28 protein-coding genes and 1 pseudogene are annotated in these 26738 nt (G+C 59.6%); 10 read left to right on the forward strand and 19 right to left on the reverse strand.

The features are described from left to right. Positions 1-3 precede the first annotated feature (3 nt). Positions 4-777 carry an ABC transporter permease gene (locus tag IV89_RS17330; RefSeq protein ID WP_037941696.1) on the forward strand — a complete coding sequence of 258 codons (774 nt, stop codon included), beginning with the start codon at positions 4-6 and terminating at the stop codon, positions 775-777. A 180-nt stretch (positions 778-957) separates the two neighbouring features. Here the strand turns inward: IV89_RS17330 and IV89_RS17335 are convergent. Continuing rightward, positions 958-1098, reverse strand: a pseudogene (locus tag IV89_RS17335) (IS3 family transposase); the annotation flags it as partial. 270 nt (positions 1099-1368) lie between these two features. Here IV89_RS17335 and IV89_RS17340 point away from each other — a divergent pair. Then, positions 1369-2388 carry an IS110 family transposase gene (locus IV89_RS17340; RefSeq protein ID WP_037941698.1) on the forward strand — a complete coding sequence of 340 codons (1020 nt, stop codon included), beginning with the start codon at positions 1369-1371 and terminating at the stop codon, positions 2386-2388. A 476-nt stretch (positions 2389-2864) separates the two neighbouring features. Here IV89_RS17340 and IV89_RS17345 read toward each other — a convergent pair whose 3' ends face one another. The 16 genes from IV89_RS17345 to IV89_RS17420 all read right to left on the reverse strand — a co-directional run bounded on the left by IV89_RS17345 (position 2865) and on the right by IV89_RS17420 (position 15208). Continuing rightward, positions 2865-3593, reverse strand: coding sequence for an AraC family transcriptional regulator (locus IV89_RS17345; protein ID WP_152553134.1), 729 nt, complete (start codon positions 3591-3593; stop codon positions 2865-2867). Positions 3594-3640: 47 nt separating this feature from the next. Then, positions 3641-4720 carry a type IV secretion system protein gene (locus tag IV89_RS17350; protein WP_037941701.1) on the reverse strand — a complete coding sequence of 360 codons (1080 nt, stop codon included), beginning with the start codon at positions 4718-4720 and terminating at the stop codon, positions 3641-3643. A gap of 6 nt (positions 4721-4726) precedes the next feature. After that, complete coding sequence (locus tag IV89_RS17355) at positions 4727-5131, reverse strand: hypothetical protein (protein ID WP_037275539.1); 405 nt, start codon at positions 5129-5131, stop codon at positions 4727-4729. Continuing rightward, entirely contained in the window at positions 5128-5316 is a 189-nt protein-coding gene (locus IV89_RS17360; RefSeq protein ID WP_037275536.1) for a hypothetical protein, read from the reverse strand. The genes IV89_RS17355 and IV89_RS17360 overlap by 4 nt, the downstream gene beginning before the upstream one ends. Next, positions 5313-6299 (reverse strand): ATPase, T2SS/T4P/T4SS family, encoded by a 987-nt coding sequence (locus IV89_RS17365; protein WP_037941703.1) that lies wholly within the window; start codon positions 6297-6299, stop codon positions 5313-5315. The genes IV89_RS17360 and IV89_RS17365 overlap by 4 nt, the downstream gene beginning before the upstream one ends. 4 nt (positions 6300-6303) lie before the next feature. Continuing rightward, positions 6304-7683 carry a TrbI/VirB10 family protein gene (locus IV89_RS17370; protein WP_037941704.1) on the reverse strand — a complete coding sequence of 460 codons (1380 nt, stop codon included), beginning with the start codon at positions 7681-7683 and terminating at the stop codon, positions 6304-6306. Further along, positions 7680-8375 (reverse strand): TrbG/VirB9 family P-type conjugative transfer protein, encoded by a 696-nt coding sequence (locus tag IV89_RS17375; RefSeq protein WP_037941837.1) that lies wholly within the window; start codon positions 8373-8375, stop codon positions 7680-7682. The genes IV89_RS17370 and IV89_RS17375 overlap by 4 nt, the downstream gene beginning before the upstream one ends. Before the next feature lie 2 nt (positions 8376-8377). Further along, entirely contained in the window at positions 8378-9031 is a 654-nt protein-coding gene (locus tag IV89_RS17380; protein WP_037941706.1) for a type IV secretion system protein, read from the reverse strand. Positions 9032-9048: 17 nt separating this feature from the next. Next, positions 9049-9858, reverse strand: a complete 810-nt coding sequence (locus tag IV89_RS17385; RefSeq protein WP_037941838.1) for a type IV secretion system protein — start codon at positions 9856-9858, stop codon at positions 9049-9051. Next, a complete protein-coding gene (locus IV89_RS17390) occupies positions 9858-11012 on the reverse strand; it encodes a lytic transglycosylase domain-containing protein (protein WP_184583065.1) in 1155 nt (384 codons plus the stop codon). Before IV89_RS17390 ends, IV89_RS17385 begins: the two co-directional genes overlap by 1 nt. Beyond that, positions 11002-11169, reverse strand: coding sequence for a hypothetical protein (locus IV89_RS17395; protein WP_162840128.1), 168 nt, complete (start codon positions 11167-11169; stop codon positions 11002-11004). The genes IV89_RS17390 and IV89_RS17395 overlap by 11 nt, the downstream gene beginning before the upstream one ends. Beyond that, a complete protein-coding gene (locus IV89_RS17400; protein WP_037941707.1) occupies positions 11166-13529 on the reverse strand; it encodes a type IV secretion system DNA-binding domain-containing protein in 2364 nt (787 codons plus the stop codon). The genes IV89_RS17395 and IV89_RS17400 overlap by 4 nt, the downstream gene beginning before the upstream one ends. Further along, positions 13519-13797 carry a VirB3 family type IV secretion system protein gene (locus IV89_RS17405; RefSeq protein WP_008327373.1) on the reverse strand — a complete coding sequence of 93 codons (279 nt, stop codon included), beginning with the start codon at positions 13795-13797 and terminating at the stop codon, positions 13519-13521. The genes IV89_RS17400 and IV89_RS17405 overlap by 11 nt, the downstream gene beginning before the upstream one ends. After that, positions 13790-14074: a TrbC/VirB2 family protein gene (locus IV89_RS17410; RefSeq protein ID WP_037941840.1), complete on the reverse strand. Its 285-nt coding sequence runs from the start codon at positions 14072-14074 to the stop codon at positions 13790-13792. Before IV89_RS17410 ends, IV89_RS17405 begins: the two co-directional genes overlap by 8 nt. A 107-nt stretch (positions 14075-14181) precedes the next feature. Further along, entirely contained in the window at positions 14182-14796 is a 615-nt protein-coding gene (locus IV89_RS17415) for a lytic transglycosylase domain-containing protein (RefSeq protein ID WP_037941841.1), read from the reverse strand. Positions 14797-14839: 43 nt separating this feature from the next. Then, on the reverse strand, positions 14840-15208 hold the full coding sequence (locus tag IV89_RS17420) for a hypothetical protein (protein WP_037941710.1): 369 nt from the start codon (positions 15206-15208) through the stop codon (positions 14840-14842). 201 nt (positions 15209-15409) lie between these two features. On the opposite strand from IV89_RS17420, the gene IV89_RS17425 reads away from it, so the two are divergent. The 3 genes from IV89_RS17425 to IV89_RS17435 all read left to right on the forward strand — a co-directional run bounded on the left by IV89_RS17425 (position 15410) and on the right by IV89_RS17435 (position 16447). Next, on the forward strand, positions 15410-15670 hold the full coding sequence (locus IV89_RS17425; RefSeq protein WP_037941844.1) for a hypothetical protein: 261 nt from the start codon (positions 15410-15412) through the stop codon (positions 15668-15670). A 124-nt stretch (positions 15671-15794) separates the two neighbouring features. Continuing rightward, positions 15795-16052, forward strand: coding sequence for a helix-turn-helix transcriptional regulator (locus IV89_RS17430; protein WP_037941711.1), 258 nt, complete (start codon positions 15795-15797; stop codon positions 16050-16052). Between the two features lie 167 nt (positions 16053-16219). Next, a complete protein-coding gene (locus tag IV89_RS17435; RefSeq protein ID WP_009503808.1) occupies positions 16220-16447 on the forward strand; it encodes a hypothetical protein in 228 nt (75 codons plus the stop codon). 119 nt (positions 16448-16566) lie between these two features. Here IV89_RS17435 and IV89_RS17440 read toward each other — a convergent pair whose 3' ends face one another. Continuing rightward, positions 16567-17313 carry a hypothetical protein gene (locus tag IV89_RS17440; RefSeq protein WP_235183684.1) on the reverse strand — a complete coding sequence of 249 codons (747 nt, stop codon included), beginning with the start codon at positions 17311-17313 and terminating at the stop codon, positions 16567-16569. Positions 17314-17515: 202 nt separating this feature from the next. Here IV89_RS17440 and IV89_RS17445 point away from each other — a divergent pair, with 202 nt between their 5' ends. From IV89_RS17445 to IV89_RS17465, 5 genes are all read left to right on the forward strand, one after another. After that, positions 17516-19843, forward strand: coding sequence for a heavy metal translocating P-type ATPase (locus IV89_RS17445; protein WP_037941712.1), 2328 nt, complete (start codon positions 17516-17518; stop codon positions 19841-19843). A 12-nt stretch (positions 19844-19855) separates the two neighbouring features. Further along, positions 19856-20266 carry a hypothetical protein gene (locus tag IV89_RS17450; RefSeq protein ID WP_132998294.1) on the forward strand — a complete coding sequence of 137 codons (411 nt, stop codon included), beginning with the start codon at positions 19856-19858 and terminating at the stop codon, positions 20264-20266. A gap of 109 nt (positions 20267-20375) precedes the next feature. Further along, entirely contained in the window at positions 20376-20774 is a 399-nt protein-coding gene (locus tag IV89_RS17455; protein WP_037941715.1) for a FixH family protein, read from the forward strand. Next, positions 20771-22207, forward strand: a complete 1437-nt coding sequence (locus tag IV89_RS17460) for an efflux RND transporter periplasmic adaptor subunit (protein WP_037941717.1) — start codon at positions 20771-20773, stop codon at positions 22205-22207. The genes IV89_RS17455 and IV89_RS17460 overlap by 4 nt, the downstream gene beginning before the upstream one ends. Next, positions 22204-25353, forward strand: a complete 3150-nt coding sequence (locus tag IV89_RS17465; protein ID WP_037941719.1) for a CusA/CzcA family heavy metal efflux RND transporter — start codon at positions 22204-22206, stop codon at positions 25351-25353. Before IV89_RS17460 ends, IV89_RS17465 begins: the two co-directional genes overlap by 4 nt. A 49-nt stretch (positions 25354-25402) precedes the next feature. Here IV89_RS17465 and IV89_RS17470 read toward each other — a convergent pair whose 3' ends face one another. Continuing rightward, a complete protein-coding gene (locus IV89_RS17470; RefSeq protein WP_235183685.1) occupies positions 25403-26710 on the reverse strand; it encodes a sialidase family protein in 1308 nt (435 codons plus the stop codon). Positions 26711-26738 lie beyond the last annotated feature (28 nt).

Here is a 26738-nt window from a genome sequence, read left to right on the forward strand (position 1 = left end):
GCTATGCCTGACCACAACCCTCACCCCTCATTGCCGGTCGTGGTGATATCAGTTTTCGGGCTGTATTTGATCTGGGTCCTTGCGGCATGGGTAACAAGTGATGGTGCGGTCCTTCCCGGCCCTGCCGAGGTCTGGCGCGTAGGCTTGCTCGAGGGCCGATCGGGTGAGTTGCAGCGGCACATCTGGGCAACGCTCAAGCGGGTTGCCATGGCCTTCGCGCTTGCGATGGTTTTTGGCACGGTGGCGGGGCTGTTGTTGGGGTTCTATCCGTATCTCAACCGCTGGTTCGGGCCATGGCTGATCGTGCTTTTGAATATTCCCGCATTGGTTGTTATCGTTTTGTGCTACCTCTGGATCGGTCTGAACGAGGTTGCTGCGGTTACTGCTGTCGCCCTCAATAAAATGGCGATGGTGGCTGTGACCTTGCGCGAAGGGGTGCAGGCCCTGGACCCTAAACTTGGCGAAATGGCACGTGTCTTCCGGATGCGGCCCATACAGCGCCTTCGCCATGTGACACTACCCCAGCTTTGGCCCTATTTTGCTGCCAGCACGCGCAACGGGTTGGCGATTATTTGGAAAATTGTGCTCGTGGTCGAGTTTCTGGGCCGCAGCGATGGCATCGGGTTTCAGATCCACCTCTATTTCCAGCTGTTCGAGACGCGCTATGTTCTCGCCTATGCGCTGAGTTTTGTGTTTCTGATGTTGGCGCTCGAATACGGAGCGCTGCAAACCTTGGAGCGACGCGCAACACGCTGGCGTAGCGCGTCCTGGGTCTGATCTCCCAAAGTTCAGTTGGCGTTAAGTTGCGCCGCGGTAGGGTCCCAGTGAGCTGCCACCGGTTTCTTAATAGCACCTTCGTCGGACGGCTCTTGTGACCCGTGAAGAGTTCTTGGCTATATAAAATGGTGCATCAGTGCGGCTTGAGCATTGGAGGCTCTGGCTCGTTTGCGTGATTGATTATTCGGCTTGTTTTTGATTTTGCCAGCGGCGCTGGCGGATTTTCAGTTTTTTGATCTTCTCCCTTTCCCTGAGAATGGCTTTGTCTCGCCCGAAGTAAACGTCTGCGGGTGTGACGTTGTGCGGGCTCTCGTGATAACGATCACGGTACTTACGGTGAACCTGCTCGGCGGCGTCTTTCGACGTCTGGGGTTTCTTTATCATCTCGATCTCCTAATCGATAAGATGAACCAGAAATCCTCCCTTTTTCAAATCCTCAAATCTGTCCCGTGGGTGCTGACGTCATACAATTTTCCGCTGCGTTGCAGCTCATTTCACCGAAGCGGATGGTGTGGATAGCTCCTGCTCCAACCGGCGTCGCAATGCGCCATACTGCAGTTGTTATTGACTGCTTTTGAGAGGAGCTACCCAATGCAGGTTACAACAGTCGTCCTCGATTTGGCCAAGAATATCTTTCAGGTTCACGGAGTGACTGAGAATGGCGAAGTCGCTTTCAACCAAGCTTTGCGGCGCGCGCAGTTGTTCGCATTCTTTGAGAAACTCCCACCCTGTCTGGTTGGCATGGAGGCTTGCGGTTCCAGTCATTATTGGGCCCGACAGCTAAGTAAGTTGGGCCATGATGTGCGCCCGATCCCAGCGATGTATGTGAAGCCCTATGTGAAACGGGGCAAATCCGACGCGGTTGATGCCGCTGCTATCTGCGAGGCAGTGACCCGTCCAATAATGCGGTTTGTCGCGATTAAGTCAGAAGAGCAACAGGGCGTTCTCTTCCTCCACCGAGCCCGTGATCTGATCGTCCGGCAGAGAACCCAACTAAGTAATATGCTGCGTGGCTTGCTGGGCGAATTTGGTATCGTAATTGTGCAGGGGATCGGCAGCGCGATCAAGTTTGCAAAGGGTGTGCTGGATGGCGACAAGCCAGGCATTCCAGAAGTTGCCATCGATGTGCTCGACAATCTGAGCAACCAACTTGTTGCCCTGCATCTCCGCGTGCGGCGGTATGAAATGCGTATAAGGCTTCAAGCCAAGCAGGACCTCCGCGTGACGTTACTTCGGTCGATCCCCGGCGTTGGTCCAGTGACCGCGTCAGCAATTGTCGCAACAGCAGGAGATGCCAGTCAGTTCAAGAACGGTCGCGAATTTGCCGCCTGGCTGGGGCTGACGCCGCTTAACCGATCAAGTGGTGGCAAAGAAAAACTTGGGCGTATCACAAAGATGGGGGATCGATATATCAGACGCCTGCTGGTCACTGGTATAACTTCTCGGCTGAGGCAGATGAAAACACATCCCGAACGCGTTGATCCGTGGTCCCGAGCATTGCTTGACCGCAAACCTGCCCGCCTTGCCACCGTGGCAATGGCAAACAAGACAGCGCGGATTATCTGGGCCGTTTTGAGCAAGAACGAGTACTACAGACCGCACACGATCTAAACTGAGGAGAACAGAACACACGAGACAGCAAGACCATTGAAATGATGGAGCACAGTCAGCCCGTCAGCCAAGAAACCCCGTCGAATGTCAGTGGCTTCACTTGTCCGCAGACCGGTTTGGGACTTGGTTTGCGGAAACCATCCACTGCCCGGCAGGGCATTGCACAGCAATGTCCCGAGAGGGAGGGCCAGCGGCCGCGTGCGCCGCGCAAACAGGCCGGACACACGTCTGCTTCTGACCAGTGCCAAAATCAGCTTCAAATATGTCTTGCTTTGCAGCAGCTATCCACACAGGACATTGAACTCCGCTGCGCCTTACGGAATTCATACTGCTCTTTCGCTGTACAGCCCGTGAACATCTAAAATGCGCGACCAAAAAGAACATTCGTTATAGTTGCGCCAACTACTGGTTCAAAGGCCAGAAATGGATCATGCAGTAAATCGTAACAGCGTGATAGTTCGCATTGGGGCCCACTCTCAAACCTGACAAGCATCATCCTGGGTCGCTCTAACCCGCGCCGGTGTCTGCCCTGTCCAGGCACGAAACGCGCGATGGAAAGCATTGGTGTCGCGGTAGGCCAGCAGGCTGGCGACCTGTTTGACCGGCATGTCGCTATTGCGCAGGTATCTCAGCGCGAGAGATTTTCGCGTGTCGGTCAGAATGCCCTGAAACGTTACGCCCTCTGCTTGTAGTTCCCGCAGTAGCCCCGTGCGACTTCTTGACAGGCGTTCGCAAATATAGGCGATCGACGGGTCGCCGTCGCCAATGGCCCCGATCAAACAGGCACGGACGCGTTCTTGCATGCTGGTTGCCGTCGTGGCTTGCGCGAGCTGAAGGTTAAGGTCCTGCTCAACCGACGTCCAAAGCGCCGTATTTTCGGACACGAGAGACAGGCGCGCATCGTCAACAGCATAGATAACTTCTGGGTCACCTGTCTCTGGCATGGCACCAAACACGCCTGCCAATTCTTGTCGTTTTTCGATTGATCCTTGGAACTTCACCATTTCGGGCACAAGGCGTCGCGCGGTACACGAACACGCCTTCTCGTGAAGAAAGACGATGATACCTGGTCCGAGGCACGCGGGGAAATCAAAGTTCTGATGCAAGAGCCGGATTGCGATACGCAAGCGACCTTTGTCATTTTTGACCGTTAGTGCAATTGGCCCAAAGATTGTTTTTAAACTTTCCAAACCGTTCAAAACCACTGGCAAAACCTTTGCGGTTGTGGCAGGATTTTTTTTCCGCCTGGCTGTCACCGCCTGCCCAACCTACCAAGTCTTGAAAGCTGTGCCAGCATTCGGGCGCCTGATCCGTTTGCGTCACCCGGACGAGCCGCAGTTGGCCCTCCAGCAGTATTTGGTCGGCTCGGCAAGGCTTGCACGCCAAAGAATTGTCGCGCTCGAAGGGCTGCGTATTCAGCCCCAGTTGCGCCACCGATGGCATAGCGATTGTAAACTTGTTTGCTACCTGCAAGCCCTCTGGCGAAGGCATAGCTTCCCCCGAACCCGGCCGAGAGTGCTGGCATCATGATGTTTCCGGAAATCGCCCGAACCAAGAAAGGTGTTGCTATGATGAAACCCTTTGCCATCAGCACCATCATGAAAAATGGGATAAGGGCCCCTATGTTCGAGGCCCCCTCTGGGTCGCCAAGCTCGGCAAGAAGCGCCCGAGAAACCCCCGTGATCGTCGCGAACACGCCGGCGACTACGATCGGATACATCGCGAATGAAATGAGCGCGGATAACCAGCGCGCGAAATAATCCTTGGTCACCTCGAACAGTGTCAAGAAGATCATCACTGGCGCAATGCCAATTAGCAGAGCGATCATGAGCCGGGACGCCACAACAATGAACGCCGCCAACCCGCCAAGAATCGAGAGTAGCAGAACCCCGAGTGTGTCCAACAAGGCACCGGCCATCCAGTTCAGCTCGGACCCCGCAGCATTCAGATAGTCCCCGAGCGCTGCAATCAATTCGTCAAATTCCTCTGCAAAGGTACCGGACGGGCCAGGTGATCCGCCGCCGACAGAAGCCACAAGGGCCCCGGCAATGCTGTCGATTCCGTTCAGTATTGCTGAGGCAAGCGCATTGAACTGGACCCAGTTGGCCGCGAAGACCCCTATCAGTCCGACCTTCACGGCCAGCCAAAAGGCAGTTCGGCCGTCCATGGCGCGATACTGGTAGATCATGTTGATGAAGACCAGAATGACAACCAGTGTTGTGCCCAGAACCAGCAACGTGCCGACCGTTGCTGCGACCGCACCAAACTGACTTTCGGCAGCGGTATCTAGATACCCTTCGGCCGTTTCCACGAAGTAGGTGACGACACTCATGGATTGCTACCAGTTGCCAGCTGCTTCGCAGATTGGCATGGCGGCGCGGCGCAGTTCATTTGCCTGCCGTCGGTATTCGGACGTCGCTTCGACAACGTCCCAGTATTCAGATGAAGCATAGCGCTCGGTGTAGAAGCGTACGGCGTTCTCCCAAGTTGGATACCGTGTGGGACAGTTGCAGTTTTGCGAGTCTACGACGCGCTCCATGCTTTGAGCCCGATATATCTGTTGGATCAAAAGGCGCTTATAGGATTCGCGCACATTGATGTTCTGCATCCATTCCGGCTCGGGTGGTTGGTCTGGACAAACATTTGGGTGGTTGTCGAGCGTCGGGATCAGGTTCCGCTCTGCTACGCCAGCAGTTGTGCCAAAGATCAAGAGCAGGCCAGCGACTGCAATAATCTGTGTCATTCCGATGCCGCCTTCATTGTACCAGTCTCACGCTTCAAGAAAGTGGTGTAGCCGTAATCGCCGGCTTCGGCGGTGATGACCTCCCATCCTTCCGCGCCGCGCTGATTCAAGACACGTCGCATCTCGTCGTAGTCCTTTTGCTTCTTCACCGGAAAGGACAGGATATCGTATTCAAAGGTCTTCATGGGGAAATTCCAATCTCAGTTGCGCCGGGCAGGTAGAATTCGGTGATGCCGCGTTTGCCGTCATGGCGACCGGCCTGGATGATCACATCGATGGAGTTCTCGATGTACTGGATCATGTCGGCATAGGTCATCGGGATTTCTGTCTTGAGGGCCGCGATCGCGAGACGCTGCACGGCCAGTTGCGGGGTTTCGGCATGGAGCGTGGTCATGGAGCCGCCATGGCCGGTGTTGATGGCTTCCAGAAAGGTCATGGCCTCCTTGCCGCGCACCTCGCCGAGGATAATGCGGTCGGGGCGCATGCGCAGCGTCGCGGTGAGGAGCACATCGGCGGATTGGAATTCTGCGTCGCGATTGGCGATGAGGGTCACGGCATTGGGCTGGGTCGGCAGCAGCTCGGCGGCTTCCTCGATGGTGACGATGCGTTCCTCGGCCGGTACGTGAGAGAGGATCTTGCGCGCAGCCACGGTCTTGCCGGTGGAGGTGCCGCCCGAGACGATCATGTTGAGCTTGTTCTCGACGCAGAAGGCCAGCGCATCGTCGATCACGCCCGCGGCCACCACCGCGCGCAAGGCACGCTTCTTTTCCACGCGCAGGTCTTCGAGCTTGCGTTCTTTGCCATAGAGAAAATCGAGCGCAATGCCCTCGAGTGGCAGGCTTGAGAAGAACCGCAGGCTGATCGACATGGCCGAGAGCACGGCGGGCGGGGTGATGACCTGTGCCCGGATCGGGCGACCCTTGTAGGTGATCGAGACCGAGACGATGGGGCGGTCCTTGCTCATCGTGGTATTGGCCGATGAGGCGATCTGGTTACCGAGGTCCCTGACCTGAACGCCGGTCAGCCTCTGGTCCAGCGCGCGCATGAAGTGATCGCCCTGGAATTCGCCCCAGCAGGTCCCGTCGGGGTTGATGCAGATCTCGATGACATCGTCGCGGGCGGCGGCGTCGATCCGGTCGAGCGAGGTTTCGAGATAGCTCAGCGACATGGGCTCAGAATATCTCCAGATCGCGGTCGACCATGACCGTGACGCGGGCGCCCTGGTCGACATAGATGACGGGGCCGATGGAGAGATAGTCGCCGATGACGCTGTCCGTCGCATCTGCCAGATCATCACCCACGTCTTCGAAAACGTCGGCGGCAGTCTCATCCTGGACCTCGGATGCGGCGGCACTTGGCGCGGCCGAAATCAGCGAGATCAGGGCGGCCGACCCGAAACGCTCGGCAAAGCGCGTGTCTATGAGCCCGGTGACGCCAGAACGGCCCAGTTCATCGCCCCCGAACGAGCTGATCTGGACGGTCTGGTTGTCGGGCAGGATAATCCGATCCCAGGCGATCGTGACGCGGCGCTGCGCGATATCGACGCCGGCGCGGTAGCGCCCGATGAGACGGGATCCGCGGGGGATCAAGAGGCGCGCGCCATCGACGCTGTAGACATCCTCGGACACCACGGCACGGGTCTGGCCGGGCAGCGAACTGTCAAGCGCAGTTTCCATGACGGCCTGGATCATGGTGCCCTGTAGAATCGTGTTGGAGGGATTGGCGATCACCTCGGCCTGCGTCACGGTGGAGGGCAACGCACCATTCAGCACGAAATCCGTCACCTCGCCAAAAGTGCGTTCGGTCAGAGCCGTTTCATTCGCTCCGGACGTGCCGCCAAATGCAATGGTGGGCGAGGCGATGCGCCGCTCCTGGAAGGCGCGTTCCTCCGCGGCGCGGCGCTCCAGCTCGGCCATGCGCCGTGCCTCTTCCTCGCGGCGGAGCCGTTCTTCCTCCCGCGCGCGCAATTCGTCCTCGGTAGGACCGACGGGTGCCGGAAGCGGGCGGTTCGCCTCGAGCTGCGCAAGTTCGAGGTCCATGCGGATTTGCTCCAACTCCCGATCACGGGCAGTGAGTTCGTCTCGGAATTGCTGCTGTGCGGCTTCCGAGGCGGCTTGTAGTGCCGCGATCTGAGCGGTCAGCGCGTCGATCGCCTCTGCGGCGGCGGTGTCTTCCTCGACGACCGGTTCGGGGGCGTTTCGCAATTCCTCGATCTGAGCCTGCAGGGCGGTGATCTGCGCCAGAAGCTCGGCATTGGGCTCAACGGGGTCTGGTCCGACGAACACAACCTCGGGCTCGGGCGGGGGCAAGGTCTCGATAGCGCCAAAGCCGTCCCCCTCGTTTTGGAAGACGTCCGGGGTGGCCGTCGGCAAGGCTTCCTCTTCGTCGGGCTGTGAGAGGAGATAAAGCAGGGCACCACCCGCGCCGATGACGAGGACTACGATCAGCGCGAGAAGGGGCGACCGGCGCTGCGCCGCCGTGGGGGCGCGGGCACTGCCTTTCTCAAGGGCGGCGAGGCGTTTTTCCAGCTCGGTGTTCCCGGTATCGCTCATGAGGTGGCCTCCGCGGGCGGGATCGCCTCGATGCAGACCACCTCTTCGCCAAGTCGCAGGACCCATTGGTGGTTCACGCCGCTGACGCGGATCACGCCGTCTTCAGGAGTTTGCGTGTTGACCGTGCGCTCGCGACCGCCTGCGTAGCGGAAGATCGCGGGCACAGGCGCGTTTCTTGGAAACGCGAAATACGTGAACGTCCCGTCATCCCAGACACGGGTGGGGGTGAACTCGGTCCGCGCGCTGGCACCGTAATTATAGTTCGACGCTTGGGCCGCGATGGCACGTGTGGGCCGCGTATTGTCTTCGGGGTAGCGGAACTGGACCACGTAAAAGGTCGGACTGCGGGTCTCCTGGACGTTAAAGTAATAACTGCGCCTGTTCGTGTAGACGGTCACATTGGTATGCACCCCGCGCGCCACCGGCTTGATCGCGAAGGCCTGACCGCCGGGTACGCCGTCGATCTCGAAGCCTTCCGTGTCACCCGCAATGATCGAGCGGATGCTCTCGCCTTCCCCGAACTCGACCGTGGTCACATGGGTGAGCGACACGCTGAGGCGGTAGACCTGACCTTCTTGATATGTTGCCAGCCGCACCCGATTGTCATTGGGCCCGCCACGCGGGATGGCTTCGGCGAAAGCAAAGCCGGGCAACAGGGCAATCAGCAATATGAAAAGTCGAGCAGGGAACAAATTCAATTCTCCAATCTGTCGGAGCGGATGGAATATTCGAGGACCGTGAAGCCGAAGGGGTTGGTCCAGACCTCATCGATGGAGCGGCGGGTCTCGGGACGGAACTCGAAGAGAAGCGTGGCGGTGAAAAGCCCGGTCTGGGTGCCGTTAATGGACGTCAGGCGCTTGCGCAGGCGGACCGTCGCGCGGTTGGTTCCGATCCGGTTGATGCTGAGAATTTCCACGTCGAGCCGGGCATTGGGGCCATAGACGGTCGGTGGATAGTTTTCATTTGCGCTGTTCCATATCTGGCGCAGCCTGCTCTCGGCGGCCCCGTCCGAGCGGCGCAGGACGCTGCGGATGCGCAGATCGTTGTCGAGCTGGTTATAGACCTCCCGGTCGGTCACATAGCGGAAGACCTCCGCCTCGATGATCGCTTGGTTGGCGGTGACGGATGTGGCCCCAACGGACGCCTCGGGCAGGGCAAAACCAGTGGCGGGATCATACGGGACAACGACGGGGGGTGGGTCGACATCGAGGATCGAGACTGCTGCTGCGCTCAGACAGCCGATGATGCCGAAGACAAGACCTGTCAGACCAAGGCGTTGCCAGAGTCGTTCGCGGCGCAAGGCACCGTAGACCAGTTCTTCCTCGATGATTTCTTGTTCAGTCGCCACCCGTCATGCCCCCACGATCAGTCTGCCTGGAGGTCCGGTAGCGTGAAATCCATGAAGCGCTGTTCCTCGGCGATGGTGGCGGCGTCGATCACGCCGCCGGTGCCGTCACCCACGGTTTGAATCGCTTCCAGTTGCCACATCGCCACGAGGGCGATGGCCAATTCAGCGGTCACGCGCGTGTTGAGATCGATGCTTTCCTTGAGTTCGTCCATGTCGTCGATAAGCCCCACAAGACGGTCGACCCGCTCGAGCGATTGGCCGGCATCTTCATAGCTGTTCTGGGCGGCGGCTGAGACGAGCGCGCCGGTTGTTGCCTGCGTCGCCACGCGGTTGGCCCCGGAATTGCCGCTCGTGGCCATTTCCGAGAGCGTGTCTTCATCGAAGCCGAGATCGGCCAGCACCCGGTCCATCTGGGTTTCGATCTCGCCTGCGCCGGAGCCGGAGAGGCCAGAGAAGTCTCCGGTCTTGATCGCCTCAATCGTGGCGAGGATGTCCCCGAACTCCTGGTCGAGCAGACCGTTCAACTCGTCTTCCATTTCCGTGCGGATGATTTCCGGCAATTCGGCCAGGCGGGTCAGGGCTTCATATGTTCGTTGCAGCTCCGCAAGTTGTTCCGTGAGTGTGGCAAGCTGTTCGCGGAGCTGCGTCAGCTGCTCATTCTGCAGGATCTCGTCTTCGATCATCTGCCGGAGCTGCTGGATGTTTTGCGCGATGTTCTGGGTGTCGACGACCGGTACACCTTGTGCTGCGGCAGGGGGTATGGCGCCGAACTGCAAGCCAACCCCAAGTGTTGTGGCCAAAGCTGTCCTCAAGAGCAGATGTCCCATCATTCAATCTCCCTGATCGTGAAATCCATGAACGCGCCCTCGGCCATGCGGGCGCTGGCCTGTGCCAGCTCTTCGGCAGACAGCACGCGGGTTCGCGCCGCCTGTAGCCGGATGCGTGCGGCGACAAGGCGCACGAGTTCGGCGCGCGCATAGGTGTTGAGCGCGATGCTTTCCTGCACATCCTCGGTTTCAGAGATCCGCTCGACGATGTCCGCGATGCGCAGGGCGCCCTGTCGGATCGCGGTGGGCGAATTGTTGCCATAGAACGCCGCGCCATGCCCGGTGATCGAGAGGTTGGCATTTGCCAGTAACGCGGGGTCGATCGTGCCAAGCGCTTCGATCCCCCCGATACGGGTCAAATAGAGGTTATAGCGTTCGGGGATGACCTGAACGTAGGCTCTAGTCTCGCGGAAGGGTGGCACGCCCCCATATTCGAACACGCGACCGGGGCCGGCGTTGTAGGCCGCGAGGGCGTTGATGATATTGCCGTCAAAGGTGTTGAGCTGGGCCGCCAGATACCGCGCGCCACCATGCACCTGCAGGTAGGGGCTGTCATAATATTCCGGGTTGATACCAAGATCGCTGGCGGTGCCGGGCATGATCTGGGTGAGACCATAGGCGCCGACGGGAGACCGTGCCCCAATCGTAAACCGGCTTTCCTGCCAGATGAGGGCTTGCAGCAACGCGCGCCACTGGACGGGCGAGAGCCCTGCGCGGCCAACTCCCGCAAAGCCGCTGGTCTCTTGGGCGACCCGGATGATGAGCTGCTCGATGTTCTCAGACGCATCCCCGAACATCTGCGCACCGCCGGGATTGGGATCGATTTCTCCCGTGCCATAGACGGCTTCCACGGCGCGGTGGGGATCGCCGCTGCCGCTTTCCAGCCCCGAGACCATGGCGGGCAGGCCCTGACCGCCGAAGCTGGTCTGGGCATCGAGGATGCGTCGGAGGGTTTCCAGCTGCTCCCGTTCGATCTCGGCGATGAGTTCGCGCACGGCAAGCTTGTCGGCCTGAACAGCCAAGTCTGCCTCGCGATCACCCGTTTCTACGATATCGCGTGCAGTCAGCCCGCTGTCATTGGTTGGCACGCCTTGGGACAGGGCGAGACCGGGCAACAGGCAAAGCGCCAGGATATGGGGCAGCCTAGACGTCAACGTCACCCTCCGGTGCGCCGAGGGGCGTGAAGCTGCAATCCGGCGCGACGGGTGCCGTGGACGCAAGGAATGTGAAGCAGTTCGCCTGCGGCTCCCGGTACTGGGTGCAGGAGGCCAGCGCGCCGAGCGCAGCCAAAGCGATAAGAATACGGATCATGAAAGTCTCCAGAAGTCCGGGCGGTTGCGGTAATCGGATCCGACGAGCGCCTCGCCTTTCTCCATGCCGCCGAGGATGGTGAGATTGGGCCCGAGGGCGCTAAGACCTGCATCGACGACGATGGAGCCCTGGTCATCACGGATCAGCGCAAGGCGGCTGTCGCTCCCGGTGTTGAGAAGCACATCGAGTTCCTTCTCATAGAGATTGAGCATCGCGTAATCGGCGGCATGGGCGCGGATGTTTGGGAGCAGGATCTGCGTCGGCACGGCCTCGATGATGGTCTTGCCCGTGCGCGTGCGCTCCAATTGGCTCGCGTATTGCGTCATCATCACCGCGACGGTGTTCTGCTTGCGCGCGGTCACCAGCCAGTTCGAGAGCCGTTCGGCGAAATACGCATTGTCAAGCGCCTTCCAGGCCTCGTCGATCACGATGATGGTGGGGCGGCGGTCCTCGATCTCGCGCTCGACCCGGCGGAAGAGATAGGAGAGGACGGCCATCCGTTCTTTCTCGGCCTCGCTGTCGAGAATGCCGGTGAGATCGAACCCGACGACATCGCCTTCGAGCGAGAACGTGTCTTCCAGCGTCTGCCCGAAGATCCAGCCATAGCGGCCCTCTTCGGTCCACTCGAGCAAACGCTGGTGCAGATCGCCGCCATCGTCGGTGGAGACAAAGAGCGATGCGAAATCCCGCCAGTTCCGTAGGGCCGGGTTTGTGGCCTGCGCGTTCTGGCGCACGACTTCCTGGATGCGGTTGGTCTGCGCAGGGGTCAGAGGCTTGTCGGCGCGGTAGAGCAGTGTGGTGAGCCAGTCCGAGAGCCACGCGGTGCCCCGCGCATCGGTCTCGGTCCAAAGTGGATTGAGACCGGTGGGCTGGCCTGCTTTCAGGGAGGCGTAGCGCCCGCCATTGGCGCGGACCGCCATCTCCATACCGAGACGGTAATCGAAGACGAAGATCCGCGCCCCTGCTCGACGGGCTTGCGTCATGAGAAAAGCGGAAAGCACCGACTTGCCCGATCCGGGCCGTCCCATGATCAAGGTATGCCCGCTGGTGGGTTCTTTCTTGGGGCTGCCTTGCTCGTGATAAGAAAACCGGTAAGCGCTCTGTTCGGGCGTGGGCAGATAGGTGATGACCTTCCCCCAAGGGGTTTTCTGAGCAGGTTTGCCGAGCTGCGTCCGATGAAACGCCGCGAAGTCGGCGAAATTACGGTTGGTGATCGCACTGGCACGCACGCGTTTCGGCTGGTTGCCGGGATGCTGACTGAGGTAGTGGGCTTTGGCCGCGACCCGCTCGCCGATCATCTTCACGCCTTCGGCGGCAGCGGCGTTGACGATCTCGGCGCTGAGCGTTTGCAACTCGTCCAGCGTATCGCAGAAGATCGTCACCACCATGTGGTGCTCGCCGAAGCTCTGGCGTTTGGCCTCCAGATCATCGGCGGCGATGTCGAGCGCTTCCATCAGCGACAGGGCCGCGTCCTGGGAGGCCTGCATCTGGCGCTTTTGCCGCTTGATGCGGCCTGCCATGAGGTTCGAATTGATCGGCGTGAAGGAATGGGTGACGATCATGTCGACCGGCAGGTTCAGCATGTCGAAAACGGTGCAGGAGGTGCCTTCCGAGTATTCCCCGATGGTGAAACTCTTGCCGTAGCGGTGTCCCACGACGCCTTCGGAGAGCTCGAAGTGATCGCCTTGAAACGTCACTCGCGTGTTGGCGACGTTGAAGGACAGGAAGCCATAGGTGTTCGCCGGATAGAGCGGCAGTTCCTGGCCAGTGTTGAGGGCCCCCAGAAAGCCGATCAACTCGCCGGACTTGGCCGAAAGCACACGTGGATTCAGCTCCGTCAGGCCAGACAGGAACACGTTCACGGCCTCGCCCAATCGGCGAAGGCGCTTCTCGGTCGCTTCCTTGAGGCGATCCGGCGCGCTGCGGTTCAGGAATGGCAGGACGCTTTTTGGAGGCGGGCGATGGATGATCGTAAGGGTGAGCGTCTTGTCGCGCAGCCCGCTGGTCTCTAGCTTCTTGCGCCAGAGCCGGTCGACTTCTCCCGCGAAACTGTCCTCGCGCAGCGGCTCGAGGTCCGGCGTGATCGCCTTCGAGACCTTATGGACGTAATAGCTGAACTCCGGCCCCAATTGCGCAATGATCCGGGCAAAGAGCGCGGTCACCTTGTCGAGATAGGCGTCATCGGTCGTGTAGCTATTGACCCCGTCGAGCCGGATGCACTGGAAAAGCTCGTTGACCCGGGTCCGCACGGTCTGGTCATCGACGAGGCTCACATAGGGCAGCATGTGCGCGAGGCGGGTCTCGTGCGCGTACCAGTCCGGCGTCATCGTGCGGAGATCAAGCGCGGCTTCACGGGGCATAGCTGTCCCCGCCGTGGATGGAGCGGTTCCGCGTGGGCGGCGTCTCTTGCAGCGCCGTCATCATCACGTCGATGAAGCGTGGGTCCCAATCCGCAGCCTTCCAGAGCACCGGGTAGAGCAGGGCCGCCACACCCAGCACCGCGATGTGCTGGACCCAGACGAACAAGAGCACCGAGCCGAAAAGCCAGACCATCGCGTACATGATGGGCAGGCCCAGAAGCTTGGGCGGGCGCACGAGGCCGAGAAAGAGAGGCGAGCGCTCAGCCACCGGCGAAAACTGCGGCAACGATAGTGGGAGCGGCGGCAACACCGGCAATGCCGACGAGAACCCAGAGGGCCTGTCGCAGATCGATGATATTGAAGAACCAGCTGAGGAACACGCCCAGAACGGCGAGTGTGGCGATCACGACGCCGAGCGGGCCGGTCAGCGCATCAACGATGCCCTGCAACAGGCTCTGAATCGGGGAAAGATCAATGCTTTGCGCAAGCGCAGGCTCAGCGAATACCAGAAAGAGCGCCAGCGAGGCGACAAAGAGGTGTGAAATCCAACTTGTTTGGAAAAAGCGGTATCGCCAATGCACTGCCGCGCTGCGCGCTCTCGTGACATTGCCGATAAGTGTTTTTAGGAATGATTTCCAAAAAGGCTGGGACATCATGAATTTGATCCTTCCAATCGGGCTACGACGGCCATGACGCGGGCCACGTGGTTCTGGGTTTCTCGGTAAGGGGGAATGCCGTCATACTGGCGGACCGCATCGGGTCCGGCGTTGTAGGCTGCGAGGGCGAGACGCGGATCGCCGAAGGCCCCCAGCATCATCGCGAGGTAGCGGGCGGAGCCGTCGAGGTTCTGCAGCGGATCACGCGGGTCGACGCCCAGATCACTGGCCGTGGCGGGCATTAACTGGCCAAGGCCAATGGCACCTGCACTTGAAATCGCATTCTGCCGATAGGCGCTCTCAACCTCGATATTGGCTCGATAGAGAGCCAGCCAATCCGTCACGGAAAGCCCCGCGCGACGCAGGCCGGGATGGCCGGCATAGCGCAAGGCCGTGGTCTGAATCCCAGAGAGAACATCGGCGCGGGGCAGGGGAGTCAGGCGGGCAAAGGCCGCAACTTGGACGCCCTCTTGCTCGGACTCTACCTCGCCGAGGATCGCGATCCCATCGGAGGCCGAACCCTGACCAATCCCGTCATTGTAGTTTCGAGCAAAGCTGCTTTGGGAGCGCGACGGGGTAAGAGAGCCGTCGCTATCCATGACCAGGACTATTTGCGCGGAGGCTGGCATGGCGACCAGCCAGAGGCAGACGAGGTTAGTTGTCAGCGCCCTTGTCTGATGGGGCTTTGTCTGGCGGGGCGAGTTTATGCGTGCGGCTTGTTCCCGCCTCAAGCGGCAGGTCGACATGCGCAAAACCAAGGCCAATGAAGAAAGACACCACGCCGGAGACCGTCTTGAACTCGCGGATCTTGATATCGTTGTAGGTCGTCCGCGTGCGGGCGGTGACGAGGAGCTTTTCCACCCCGTCATCAGAGACAACACGCATAATCCAGACCCCGTAATAGCTGGGGCCTTTCTTATGTGCCGTCTCCTGGCACAGGATTTCTGCACAATAGCCGCTTTCCACGAGTTCGCGGAACCTGGCTTCCGTAACCACATTTGGTGCTTCGATGTCCCAGTTCATGGCCCGGCTCACGCTTTCTTCAATGGCGCGACCCTAGGCATTTTCACTTGAAGCCCAGAGTTACGATAGTATACTTTCAACCGCAAGATGTAATATCATGCATCAGCTGTAGTTTAGTCACGCGGACACTAGTCACGGCTAGTGTCCGCGATCAAGGAGATAACAGGTTTGACAAACCCAAGGTTGACTGGACTGCTGCCATTGCAATCTGTGGTCCCTCTGATCTGCGTTCCCGGGCTGGTTTTGGCGGAATCCTGCTTCGCCCCAACCCGTCCTTTTCTACCAAGCGATTCGCTGGCGGCGCGGGAATATGCGGACATCATCCGTGGCGATTTCGAAGATTACATCCAGGATATCCAGAACTACTTCCGTTGCCTCGACGGTGAACGGGCCCGTGCCTTCGAGGAAGCGCGCGAAGTCAGCGAGGACTATGGCCGATTTCTGCAATTGGTAGGGGATTGATGGGCGACCTCGGGAGCATCAGACTTGCAGCCCATGGAAACCAGACGCCGATAACGCCCTCATATATCTACTTTTTAGATAACAGATTTCATCCGCTAGCGACGTTACAAAAGGTATGTGACGCGTGGCAAAGACAATCAGAAGCACGGGACAGGTGGCACTCTGCCAAGCGTTGGTCGACGCCCGAATCAAGGCAGGCCTTGGACAGGCTGAATTGGCGACTAAGCTCAGATGCCACCAATCCCTCATTGCCCGCCTTGAAAGCGGCCAGCGCCGGGTCGACGTCGTCGAGCTGGTTGTCCTCGCCCGCGCCATCGGCTTTGACCCCTATGAGGTTCTCGGGATCGTTGAAGCCGCCACGGAGCCCGACCATAGGATTTGAGAGCAATGCAAATTTGGGGCGTACCGCTTTGGATGTCCCTTCGTGAAATCCGCTACCTCAAGGAAGAGCAGTTAGCCAACATCCACCAATTGCGTCATGCTGTGCAGGCGAAGCCTGAGAACACGATGCCACGATTGCAGCGCCAAAGTGCAGGAAGTCAGTAAACAGTGGACGATGATAATGGTGAAGGCGTCGCGATTGCCAATCTGATCGGGACCGACGGGCGCAGCGTTGTTGGTTGGGTTTATAGCTGGACTACAGGCGCGCACGCGGTGATGTGGGACGTCCATGGACCCCAGCCGGTATCAAAAATCCGGCCGGATATAAGTGACGAACAGAAGCAAGAAATCGACTTCGAGGCGCTCATGCGGATCGGAAGAGACGAGGGCGGGTGAGGAGGGCTACCCTGCGGCGTTTGCCGAAATGCCGAACCGTACTGCGACGACTAACGCGCGAGGTGGCATTGCACATGTCCGCGAAACCAATCTTACAGTCCGAGCCATTTCGCGTAAGTTCAGTAGTTCACCTGTTCAAAGCCGTAGTTGCCCTCGTAGTCACGCCAGTCGACGAAAACGGATTGATGATAGATACTGGGGCAATTCTGGCCCCATCGTTCGAGACCGGCATGGGCGGCTGGTAGGGCGGTTATGGAGGACCTCTGCCAGGCGAAGTCACCTTGCGTTCCATATGTGCCGAGGACCACGGTGGCACTACGGTTGCAATCGCCGTCGCGTCCGGATTCGTGCTGTCGCGCATACCGGACATCAAAGACGCGAATGGACTGCACGAAGTTGAACTCAGGTCCGCTGATATCGATGTCCGCGCGATCTTGAACGAGCCGGAGGGCCTGCTCGGCGGGAACAAGGTAGTCCGGGGCTTCTGAGGTGCGCCAAGCGGCCGCAATTGGGTCAGCGGTATCGCGCGCTGGATAGGATTGTCGCAGACCAGTGCTGTTGTACTGGAAGAACGCTTCAAAGATGCGGTCTGAACTGTTTGGTGCTGGAGCGGTCTCAAAGGAAGCGCCCATAGGGCAGCGCCAGATTTGAAGCGGAGGTTCCACCGGCCAAGGCGTAATTCGTCGGATGAATTCGGCGCGTGCTCGGGCGCAAGGAACGGAAGCAGGCCAGCCGCCAGACAAGCACAAGAGGATCGCGCAATCGATCGGGTATGTCTGCGCGCGAGCGGGCATCGGCAGCAAAGAACTTGTCACAGTCAAAGCGACTGCGACCGACGGGAGGAGCTTCTTAAATAGATGACGCATGCTGAGGGCCCTCTGTGACTAGGCTCAGCATATCTACGATAATATACTATCGCAACACTAAGATTTTGGACCGGTAAGAGTTATTATGTAATATATTGGCAGTATCAATCAGCTTTCCTTCGCTAATCAGCAATCCAAGCTTGACCTTCCCGTTGCTGGAAGCCCCATCTTAGGAGTTGGCATCATTTTGGAGGGCTAGAGCATGATACAGGTAACAGAACCGCACCCGCAAGAGCGGTCATCCGATCAGGCCAAGGATCCAGTTTGCGGCATGTCCGTCACTATGTCTCCGGAGGCCCGTCAGGCAAATTATGACGGTGAAACCTTCTACTTCTGCTCCGATAAGTGCCAGACCAGGTTCGAGGCCGATCCGATCTACTATGCCTCAGGTACGGCATCGGATCACAGCATGACCCCGAAAGCCGGGACTCAGTACACCTGCCCAATGCACCCCGAGATAGTTCGTGACGAGCCCGGCGCCTGTCCGATCTGCGGCATGGCGCTTGAACCGATGGTGCCGTCGGATGAACCCAGCGAAGAACTGACCGACTTTACCCGCCGAATGTGGATCAGTGCCGCCGCGGCCGTTCCTCTGGTTATCTTGACTATGGGAGAGCTGGTCGGTCTGCCGGTCCGGGACTGGATCGGGCATCAACTGGCGACATACCTCGAGTTCCTGTTGGCGACGCCGATCGTGCTGTGGGCGGCGAAGCCGTTTTTCGTGCGGGGTTGTGCGTCGATCGTGAACCGCTCACCCAACATGTGGACGCTGATCGCGATTGGTGTCGGCGCGGCATATCTCTATTCGCTGGTCGCCACGTTCCTTCCTGGTGTGTTTCCGGACGAGTACCGAATGGGCGCGGGTGTCGGCACCTATTTTGAAGCTGCCGTCGTCATCATCACTCTGATTTTCGTCGGGCAAGTACTGGAATTGCGGGCGCGGGAACGGACCGGCGATGCCATCCGGGCGCTGCTCGATCTGGCCCCGAAAACCGCGCGACGCATTCTGCCCGACGGTACGGAATACGACGCACCGCTGGAAAACATCGTTGAGGGAGATCGCCTGAGGGTTCGCCCAGGTGATGCGGTCCCCGTTGACGCCAAGGTTGTTGACGGAACGTCATCCATCGACGAGAGCATGATAACCGGCGAGCCGTTGCCGGTCGAAAAAGGTCCGGGCGATACGGTCACCGGCGGCACAATCAATAAGATCGGCTCCCTTGTCATAGAAGCCGCCCGTGTAGGTGCCGACACGATGCTGAGCCAGATCGTCGAGATGGTCTCGAACGCGCGGCGATCCCGTGCACCGATCCAGGGGCTCGCGGACCAGGTTTCTTCCTATTTCGTGCCGACCGTTGTCGTGGTCGCCATCCTTTCCTTCGCCGCTTGGCTCGGCTTCGGGCCCGAACCGGCACTCGTCTTTGCTATCGCCTCGGCGGTGTCAGTGCTGATCATCGCCTGCCCCTGTGCTCTGGGTCTGGCGACCCCGATTTCGATCACGACGGCCGCAGGTCGCGGTGCGCAGGCGGGTGTCCTGATCAAGGACGCCGAAGCGCTGGAACGCATGGCCAAGGTCGATACGCTGATCGTCGATAAGACCGGCACCCTGACCGAAGGCAAGCCGACGCTAACCGATGTGAACGCTTTGGACGACGAGTCCGAAGAAACCATTCTGACCCTCGCGGCTGCCTTGGAAAAAGGCTCCGAGCACCCGCTGGCGGAGGCCATCGTCGAAGGTGCGAAAGAGAGAGGTATCAAAGTCGGCAATGCCGAGAACTTCGAAGCCGTGACCGGCAAGGGTGTGAGCGGAACCGTCTCGGGCCGCGCCGTCGCGCTTGGTAACACCGCGATGATGCGCGACATGTCCCTCGACACCTCCGCAGCAGAGGAGGCAGCAGATGTTCTGCGAAGCGAAGGCAAGACGGCCATGTTCGTGGCCATAGAAGGAAAACTGTCCGGCATCGTCGCCGTCGCCGACCCGATCAAGGAAACGACGGCCGAGGCCATCAAGCAATTGCACGAGGCGGGCCTGCGGATAATCATGGCTACGGGTGATAACGAACGCACAGCAAGGGCCGTGGCGCAGCGTCTTGGCATCGACGAAGTACGAGCCGGCGTTCTCCCGGAAGACAAAAAGGCACTGGTGGACGAGCTCCACGCGAATGGCAAAAAGGTCGCCATGGCCGGCGATGGTGTCAACGACGCGCCTGCCCTCGCTGCAGCGGATGTCGGCCTTGCAATGGGTACGGGTGCGGACGTGGCGGTTGAAAGCGCGGGCATCACTCTCTTGCGCGGCGATTTGAACGGTATCGTCAAGGCACGGACGCTGGCCGTGGCGACGATCCGTAACATACGCCAGAACCTGTTCTGGGCCTTTGCCTACAACACGCTCGGTGTGCCCTTAGCTGCGGGCGTGCTCTACCCGGTATTCGGGCTGTTGATGTCGCCCATGTTCGCCGCCGCCGCAATGAGCCTCTCGTCGGTCTCGGTCATCGCGAACGCGCTCAGACTACGGCGATTGAGGCTTTAGACGATCCGCGTATTGAGCGTGAAGCTGGACGACACTTCTATTTCAGCAAAACGTGTATTGCTGATCTATGAGAACTTCAGCATAGTATGTTGCATGTTATTCAAAACGCGCCTTTTTCTGGTTGCTCTGTTGGTTGGCGCTGTTCTGGTGCAAATCAATCTTGCGTCCATTTCAAGCGTGGACCCAGCGCCTGAAATGGCCATGCAGAGCGATTGCTGCCCGAGTGATTGTCCGGATATGCCGGAATGCGATGCTGCCTGCATTTCCACGACGCAATGTCGTGTGGTCCCGATCGTGGCCGGGCTCGAACGGGTGATCCTGGCGAACCTGCCTCGCTCCGGACGTGCCGGGTTCTTGCGGACCGAGGCGACGGCGATCCTGCAACACGCGGACGGCGGATTGCAAAGACCGCCCAAGGCATAGCGGTTCTGGTGCTTGTCGCACCAAAAGCCGCGCGCCGATGTAACGTTTAGACCAGTTCCAGGTCGATACGATGGTCGGCGTTCCCGTTGCCCGTCAATACAGGCGTATCATGCCCCGTTATATTCACAGCGCCCTTGCTGCCCTCGTGGTCGCAGCCCAGCTTTCCGTGCCGGTGGCACAGGCCGCTGCATCTGATTACATTCTCGTTCTTGTCGAGACGACTTATGCCTTCGGAGACGATGCGGTTCTAGAAGTTCGTCTGATTGATACCCGCACCAATGCGCCCGTGGAGGGCGCCGTCATCTTTGCCACAAGGTTGGATATGGCGCCGGACGGGATGGAGACGATGACTTCACCGGTCTTGGCGTTACCCGGCGAAGAGCCGGGTCTCTATCGCTTCTCTGCCGATCTGACGATGGACGGAAACTGGCGCTTTTCCGTTGCGGCCAAGGTGCAGGGCGAGATGGAAACCGTTCAGGCACAGATCGTGATCGAGGTACAGCCATGAGCGCCTTTGGCAAACTGGTGCTGATCGCCGTCGTTGGCAGCGCGGCTGGATGGGTTGGCCTTGCGGCGGGCGGCAAAGGCTGGACGCCTGCGATGCTGACGGATGTGGCGCAGACGCAGCTCACAGCACTTTTGGGACGTAGAGCTGATGCGATGCCGGCCGAAATCCGATCGGCGATGGGCCCGATTATCTACTATCGACACCCTGACGGTCTTGCCGAGTGGTCCGCGGTGCCGACCGACACCGTCGATGGCAAGGCGTTTCTGCCGGTGCTGGCAAGCGAAGATGTGTCGTTTGACCCAGAGGCGCCCAACCCCCTAGAGGCGAAAATTGGCGAACGAACCGTTCTCTACTACCGGCATCCGATGGGCCTGCCCGATACGTCGCCGGTGCCTAAGCAGGATTCCATGGGCATGGACTACCTTCCCGTTTTTGCCGATGAGGCAAAAGATGCCGGATCGGTGACGGTATCGCCCGGCAAACTACAGCGCACCGGCGTACGTACGTCAGTTGCGGTGCTCAAGCCCATGGCAATGACGGTGCGAGCGCCGGGGATCGTCGCGCTGGATGAGCGTCGGGTAAGCGTCATTTCATTGCGTGCAGATGCTTTCATCGAAGAAGTTGAGGATGTAACGACCGGATCAATCGTTGAAGCGGGCGAACCGCTGGCGATGCTCTATTCTCCGGATATCGTCTCGGCGGCCGCACAGTATGTTTCGGACCTGCGAAGTGGTGAAGGGCGCGTGGAAGGCAGCCGTCAAAGGCTGGCAAACCTGGGAGTTCCCGTGTCAGTGATCGACAAGATCGCGGCGGACAGGCGTGCGCCGGTGCAAATCAGCCTGATGGCACCGCGGTCGGGCGTGGTTCTGGAACGAATGGCCGTCGAAGGCATGATGTCCGAGGCTGGCGAAACGCTGTTTCGTATTGCCGATACCTCGGTTGTCTGGGTCTTTGCGGACGTGCCGGAATCCGCTCTGATCGGCCTTGCGGACGGAAACGCGGCCACGATCACCTTTCCCGGCCTGCCGGGCGAAACCTTCAGCGGCTTGATCGACAAGATATACCCTGAGGTCGATATGCAGACCCGAACTGCACGCGTCCGCATCGATCTGCCCAATACTGAGGGACGCCTGCTGGTCAACATGTTTGCTGATGTGGCTTTGGCGACGGGCGACGGCGCGCCCGTGGTGCAAGTGCCGGAAACGTCAGTGATCGACACCGGCGATCGCCAGGTGGTGATCCGGGACATGGGAGAGGGTAAATTCGCGCCGCAGGATGTGGTCGTGGGGCGACAGGCCTCCGGAATGGTGGAAATCCGCGAAGGTATTGCCGAGGGCGACCGGGTCGTCACCACCTCGACCTTTCTGATCGACGCGGAAAGCAACCTGAACGCCGCCCTGGCTGCGCTGGCCTCCCCGGAGGCAAGCGAATGATCGCGCGTGTCATCGAATGGTCCGCCCGGAACCTTGTTCTGGTGTTCTTTGCCACGGCCCTGATCATCGCCGCCGGGGTCTGGTCACTGCGCAACTTGCCGATCGACGCTATTCCCGATCTGTCGGACGTGCAGGTGATCGTGCTGACCGACTACCCGGGCCAGGCCCCTCAGGTGGTGGAGGACCAGGTCACTTATCCGCTGACCTCGGCCATGCTGACGGTGCCGCGATCCCGCGTCGTGCGCGGGTTTTCGTTCTTCGGCATTTCCTTTGTCTACATCATCTTCGAGGACGGCGTTGACCCGTACTGGGCGCGGTCGCGCGTGCTGGAATACCTCAACGCCGCAGCGGCTCGCCTGCCGGACGGGGTGACACCAGCCCTTGGTCCGGATGCGACGGGGGTGGGCTGGGTCTACCAATATGCGATCACCGGCGAGAACCTGAGCCTTGCTGAATTGCGGTCGTTGCAGGATTGGGTAGTGCGTTTCGGGGCCAGCCGTGCAGAGGGCGTGTCCGAAGTGGCCAGTGTCGGTGGCTTCGTTAAGCAATACTCGGTCACAGTTGACCCGGTCCGGATGCGCGCGCAGGGGATCACGCTGTCTGATATCGGCAAGGCCATCTCCGAGAGCAACATGGACACCGGCGGGCGCACGGTGGAGCTGTCCGAGTTCGAATTCATGGTGCGCGGACGCGGCTATCTGGCGGGGACCGAGGATATCGGCAACATCACCCTGCGCAGCATTGGCGGGGTGCCGATCAACCTGAAAGACGTCGCACGGATCGAAATCGTCCCCAGCGAACGCCGCGGCATCGCCGAGTTGAACGGTGAGGGCGAGGTCGCCAGTGGTATCGTGCTTCAGCGGGTGGGTGCCAATGCGCTGGATGTGATTGAAAACGCCAAGGCAGAACTGGACGTGGTGGCCCAAAGCCTGCCGGAAGGAGTCGACATCGTGCCGGTCTATGACAGGTCCGACCTGATCCTGTCGGCAATCGAGACGTTGAAAACAACGCTGCTCGAAGAAAGCCTTGTCGTGGCGGGGGTAACGATCATTTTTCTGTTGCACGTCCGCTCCGCCCTCGTGGCGATCATCATGCTGCCTGTCGGATTGCTCATGGCCTTCACGGCAATGAAATTTCTCGGGATCGGGGCCAATATCATGAGCCTCGGCGGCATTGCCATCGCGATCGGCGCGATGATCGACGCGGCCATCGTGATGATCGAAAATGCGCACAAACACCTCGAACGGGCCGCCCCTGACAAGCCACGCATCCAGGTGCTGATCGAAGCGGCAAGCGAGGTCGGCCCCGCGCTGTTCTTCAGCTTGCTGATCATCACTGTCTCGTTTCTGCCAATCTTTTCGCTTGAAGGACAGGAGGGACGCATGTTCGGCCCGCTCGCCTACACCAAAACCTTCTCGATGGCGGCAGCAGCGTTCCTGTCGGTGACGCTGGTGCCTGCGTTGATGGTGGTTTTCGTGCGGGGTCGGATCATCCCTGAACACAGGAATCCGGTAAACCGCGTGCTAATCGCGGTCTACCGCCCGATTATCAGCGCCGTGTTGAAGGCCAAGAGCCTTACGATCATCGTGGCCATTGCGGCACTGGTAATCACCATCTGGCCCGCGCGCCAGCTGGGGTCTGAATTCATGCCTGTCCTGAACGAGGGCACGCTTATGTACATGCCGACCACGCTGCCCGGGCTTTCGGTCACCAAGGCCGCCGAGCTGATGCAGACCCAGGACCGCATCATCAAGACCTTCCCCGAAGTGTTGTCGGTTTTCGGCAAGGCAGGCCGCGCGCTGACTGCGACCGATCCAGCACCGACGGAGATGTTCGAGACGATCATCCAGCTCCGCCCGGAAGACGAATGGCGTCCCGGTGTCACCATCGAAAGCCTGCGGCAGGAAATGGATGCCGCGCTGCAATTTCCCGGCGTGTCGAACGCCTGGACGATGCCGATCCGGGCGCGAATCGACATGTTGTCCACCGGCATCCGCACACCAGTGGGGATCAAGGTCTTCGGTACCAGCCTGACCGAGATGGAAAAGGTAGCCCGTGAGGTCGAAGCCGTCGTGCGCACGGTGCCAGGAACGACCAGCGCCTATGCCGAACGGGTGATTGGCGGCTATTATCTGGACATCACGCCCGACCGCGCTGCCCTTGGCCGCTACGGTCTGTCGGTGCAGGATGTGCAGGAGGTGATCGGCATGGCATTGGGGGCCAAGGCCATCACGCAGACCGTCGAGGGCCGCGAGCGCTACGACGTCGCAGTGCGCTATCCGGCGACACTGAGGTCCGATCCGGAGGCCATCGGACGCGAGGTTCAAGTGGCGCTGCCGGGCGGTGGCACAATTCCACTCGGGGACGTAGCCACCATCGAACGCACTCGCGGAGCCACGTCGATCCGCACCGAAAACGGACAGCTTGCCGTCTATATCTTCGTCGATATCGTCGGACGCGATCTTGGTGGCTACGTGGCCGAAGCGCAGGCGGCGGTCGCGGCTTCCGTCACCCTGCCACCCGGCTATTCATTGGGCTGGAGCGGGCAGTTCGAGTACCTTGAACGTGCGAAACAGCGGCTGGCCACAGTTGTGCCGTTAACGCTGGCGCTGATCTTTCTGCTGCTTTACCTGAACTTCCGCCGTCTGACGGAAACGCTGATCGTGATGCTGTCGCTGCCCTTCGCGCTGGTGGGCGGCATTTGGCTCATGTGGTTCATGGGCTTCAACATGTCGGTTGCGGTGGCCGTCGGGTTTATCGCGCTGGCCGGGGTGGCGGCTGAAACCGGTGTGATCATGTTGATCTATTTCGATCAGGCGTTGAATGAAGCGCGTGACCGCGCGGGCGGCCGCGACCTGACCCGCGACGAACTCTACGCCGCGATCATGGTGGGTGCAGTAGATCGCGTTCGCCCCAAGATGATGACAGTTGTCGCAATCATGGCCGGCCTAATGCCGATCCTCTGGGCGCATGGAACCGGGTCCGAGATCATGCAGCGCATCGCAGTGCCGATGATCGGAGGTATGGTGTCGTCAACCTTGCTAACCCTGATCGTCATTCCGGCGGTTTATGCCATCATCAAAGGCTGGAGCTTCAAGAAGGCCGGTACAGCGCCTGATTTGGCCCTCGGGCAGGCCGCAGAATAAGGGCAACAGCATTAAGGAGGCATTGGGAATCGAGATGAATGCTTGAAACCTATGGCGTCAGAGCGACTTCAACGACGCGAATGGTGGTACTGCCGTCCGCGCCGCTGATTGGTTGCGTCCAGGCCACAAACGCCCCGGTTCCGCCAAGCGCCATCCTCGGAAAACCGACCGAACCGCCGCCTCGATTGATGTGGAGCGCCTGAGGCGCGACACATCCGGCATCTGGCGTTACGTGGCACATGACGATCGCTTCACCGCCTCCCACATATTCGATCCAGAGCGCCAATGCGCTGCCATCTGCAAATTGCAGGACGTCCACCCGACCTGCGGCTGCGCCGAGGTCAATGCGGAGCGGTTCGTCGAACTGCGCACCGCCATCGTCCGAAAAGGCGATACGAACCTTCGGCTCGTTCTCGGCTGCCGTGAACCAGATAACGGAAATCCTGTCGCCCATGGTATCAATGGCCGGGCCATTGACGGGGCATCCGGCGATTTCCCATCCGTCGTTATGGATCGTGGCGGGCTCCGTCCACTCCCCGTCGGCCTGCCGGACAGCCGATATATCGCGAATTTCATCGGCGGTTCTGTCACGATAGACCGCCACGATGTCGCCTGATGCAGTCCGCGTTGCAGAAGTCTGGCAACAGGTACAGGTGCGCACATCCAACAGGCTTTCTGGCTGCATCGTTCCGTCAAAGTTGATCTGCCGCGCGCGCAACTGCATCGTATTTTCGAAGCTGTCGCCTTCTGTCTGACTGCCATACTCCCGGCCATCCAGCCACAGCGCCGTCAATCCACCAAATTGGTCGGGTACCAACGAAACAAAACCATGCTCACGTTGAGACCTGTCATCGTGAGGGACAATCGAGTCAGTCCAGCTTCTGCCTTCATCTTTGGAAAAAGCGATTTTGACGTCGTATTGGTAATCGCCCGGTCCATTCAGCTCTAACCATTGTGCCGCCAAACCGCCACCAGCAAGCGCCACTACCGAAGGGAAGTCGGCCCAGTTGATGTAAATCTTTGACGATACATTAATTGTGCGGACGTCCGACCACTCACTGCCGTTGAGGATGGCCATGCGAACTTCCGCTTCGGTTCCGCTTTCTTCGGTCCAGCTCAGTAAAACCCTGCCATCCGACAAGGGTGCGAGTGATGGTTCGCGCGCATTGATGCCAACCGGTGATCCGCGGTCGGTCAATCTGAATAATCCGGTTTCCTCCGCGTATGATGCGGTGGACGAAGCGAGCAATGCACCAAGGATCAGAGTCGATGCAGCAGAACATTTACTCATGAACAGAATTTTCCCACCGTTATTGTTTTTCTGTGGCAAACCAAATGCTGATTGACCGTGCGCCAACTCCCCTTCTTTTGACCGACGAAAGTGC

Source organism: Sulfitobacter sp. CB2047, assembly GCF_000735125.2.
GTDB classification, from domain to species: domain Bacteria; phylum Pseudomonadota; class Alphaproteobacteria; order Rhodobacterales; family Rhodobacteraceae; genus Sulfitobacter; species Sulfitobacter pontiacus.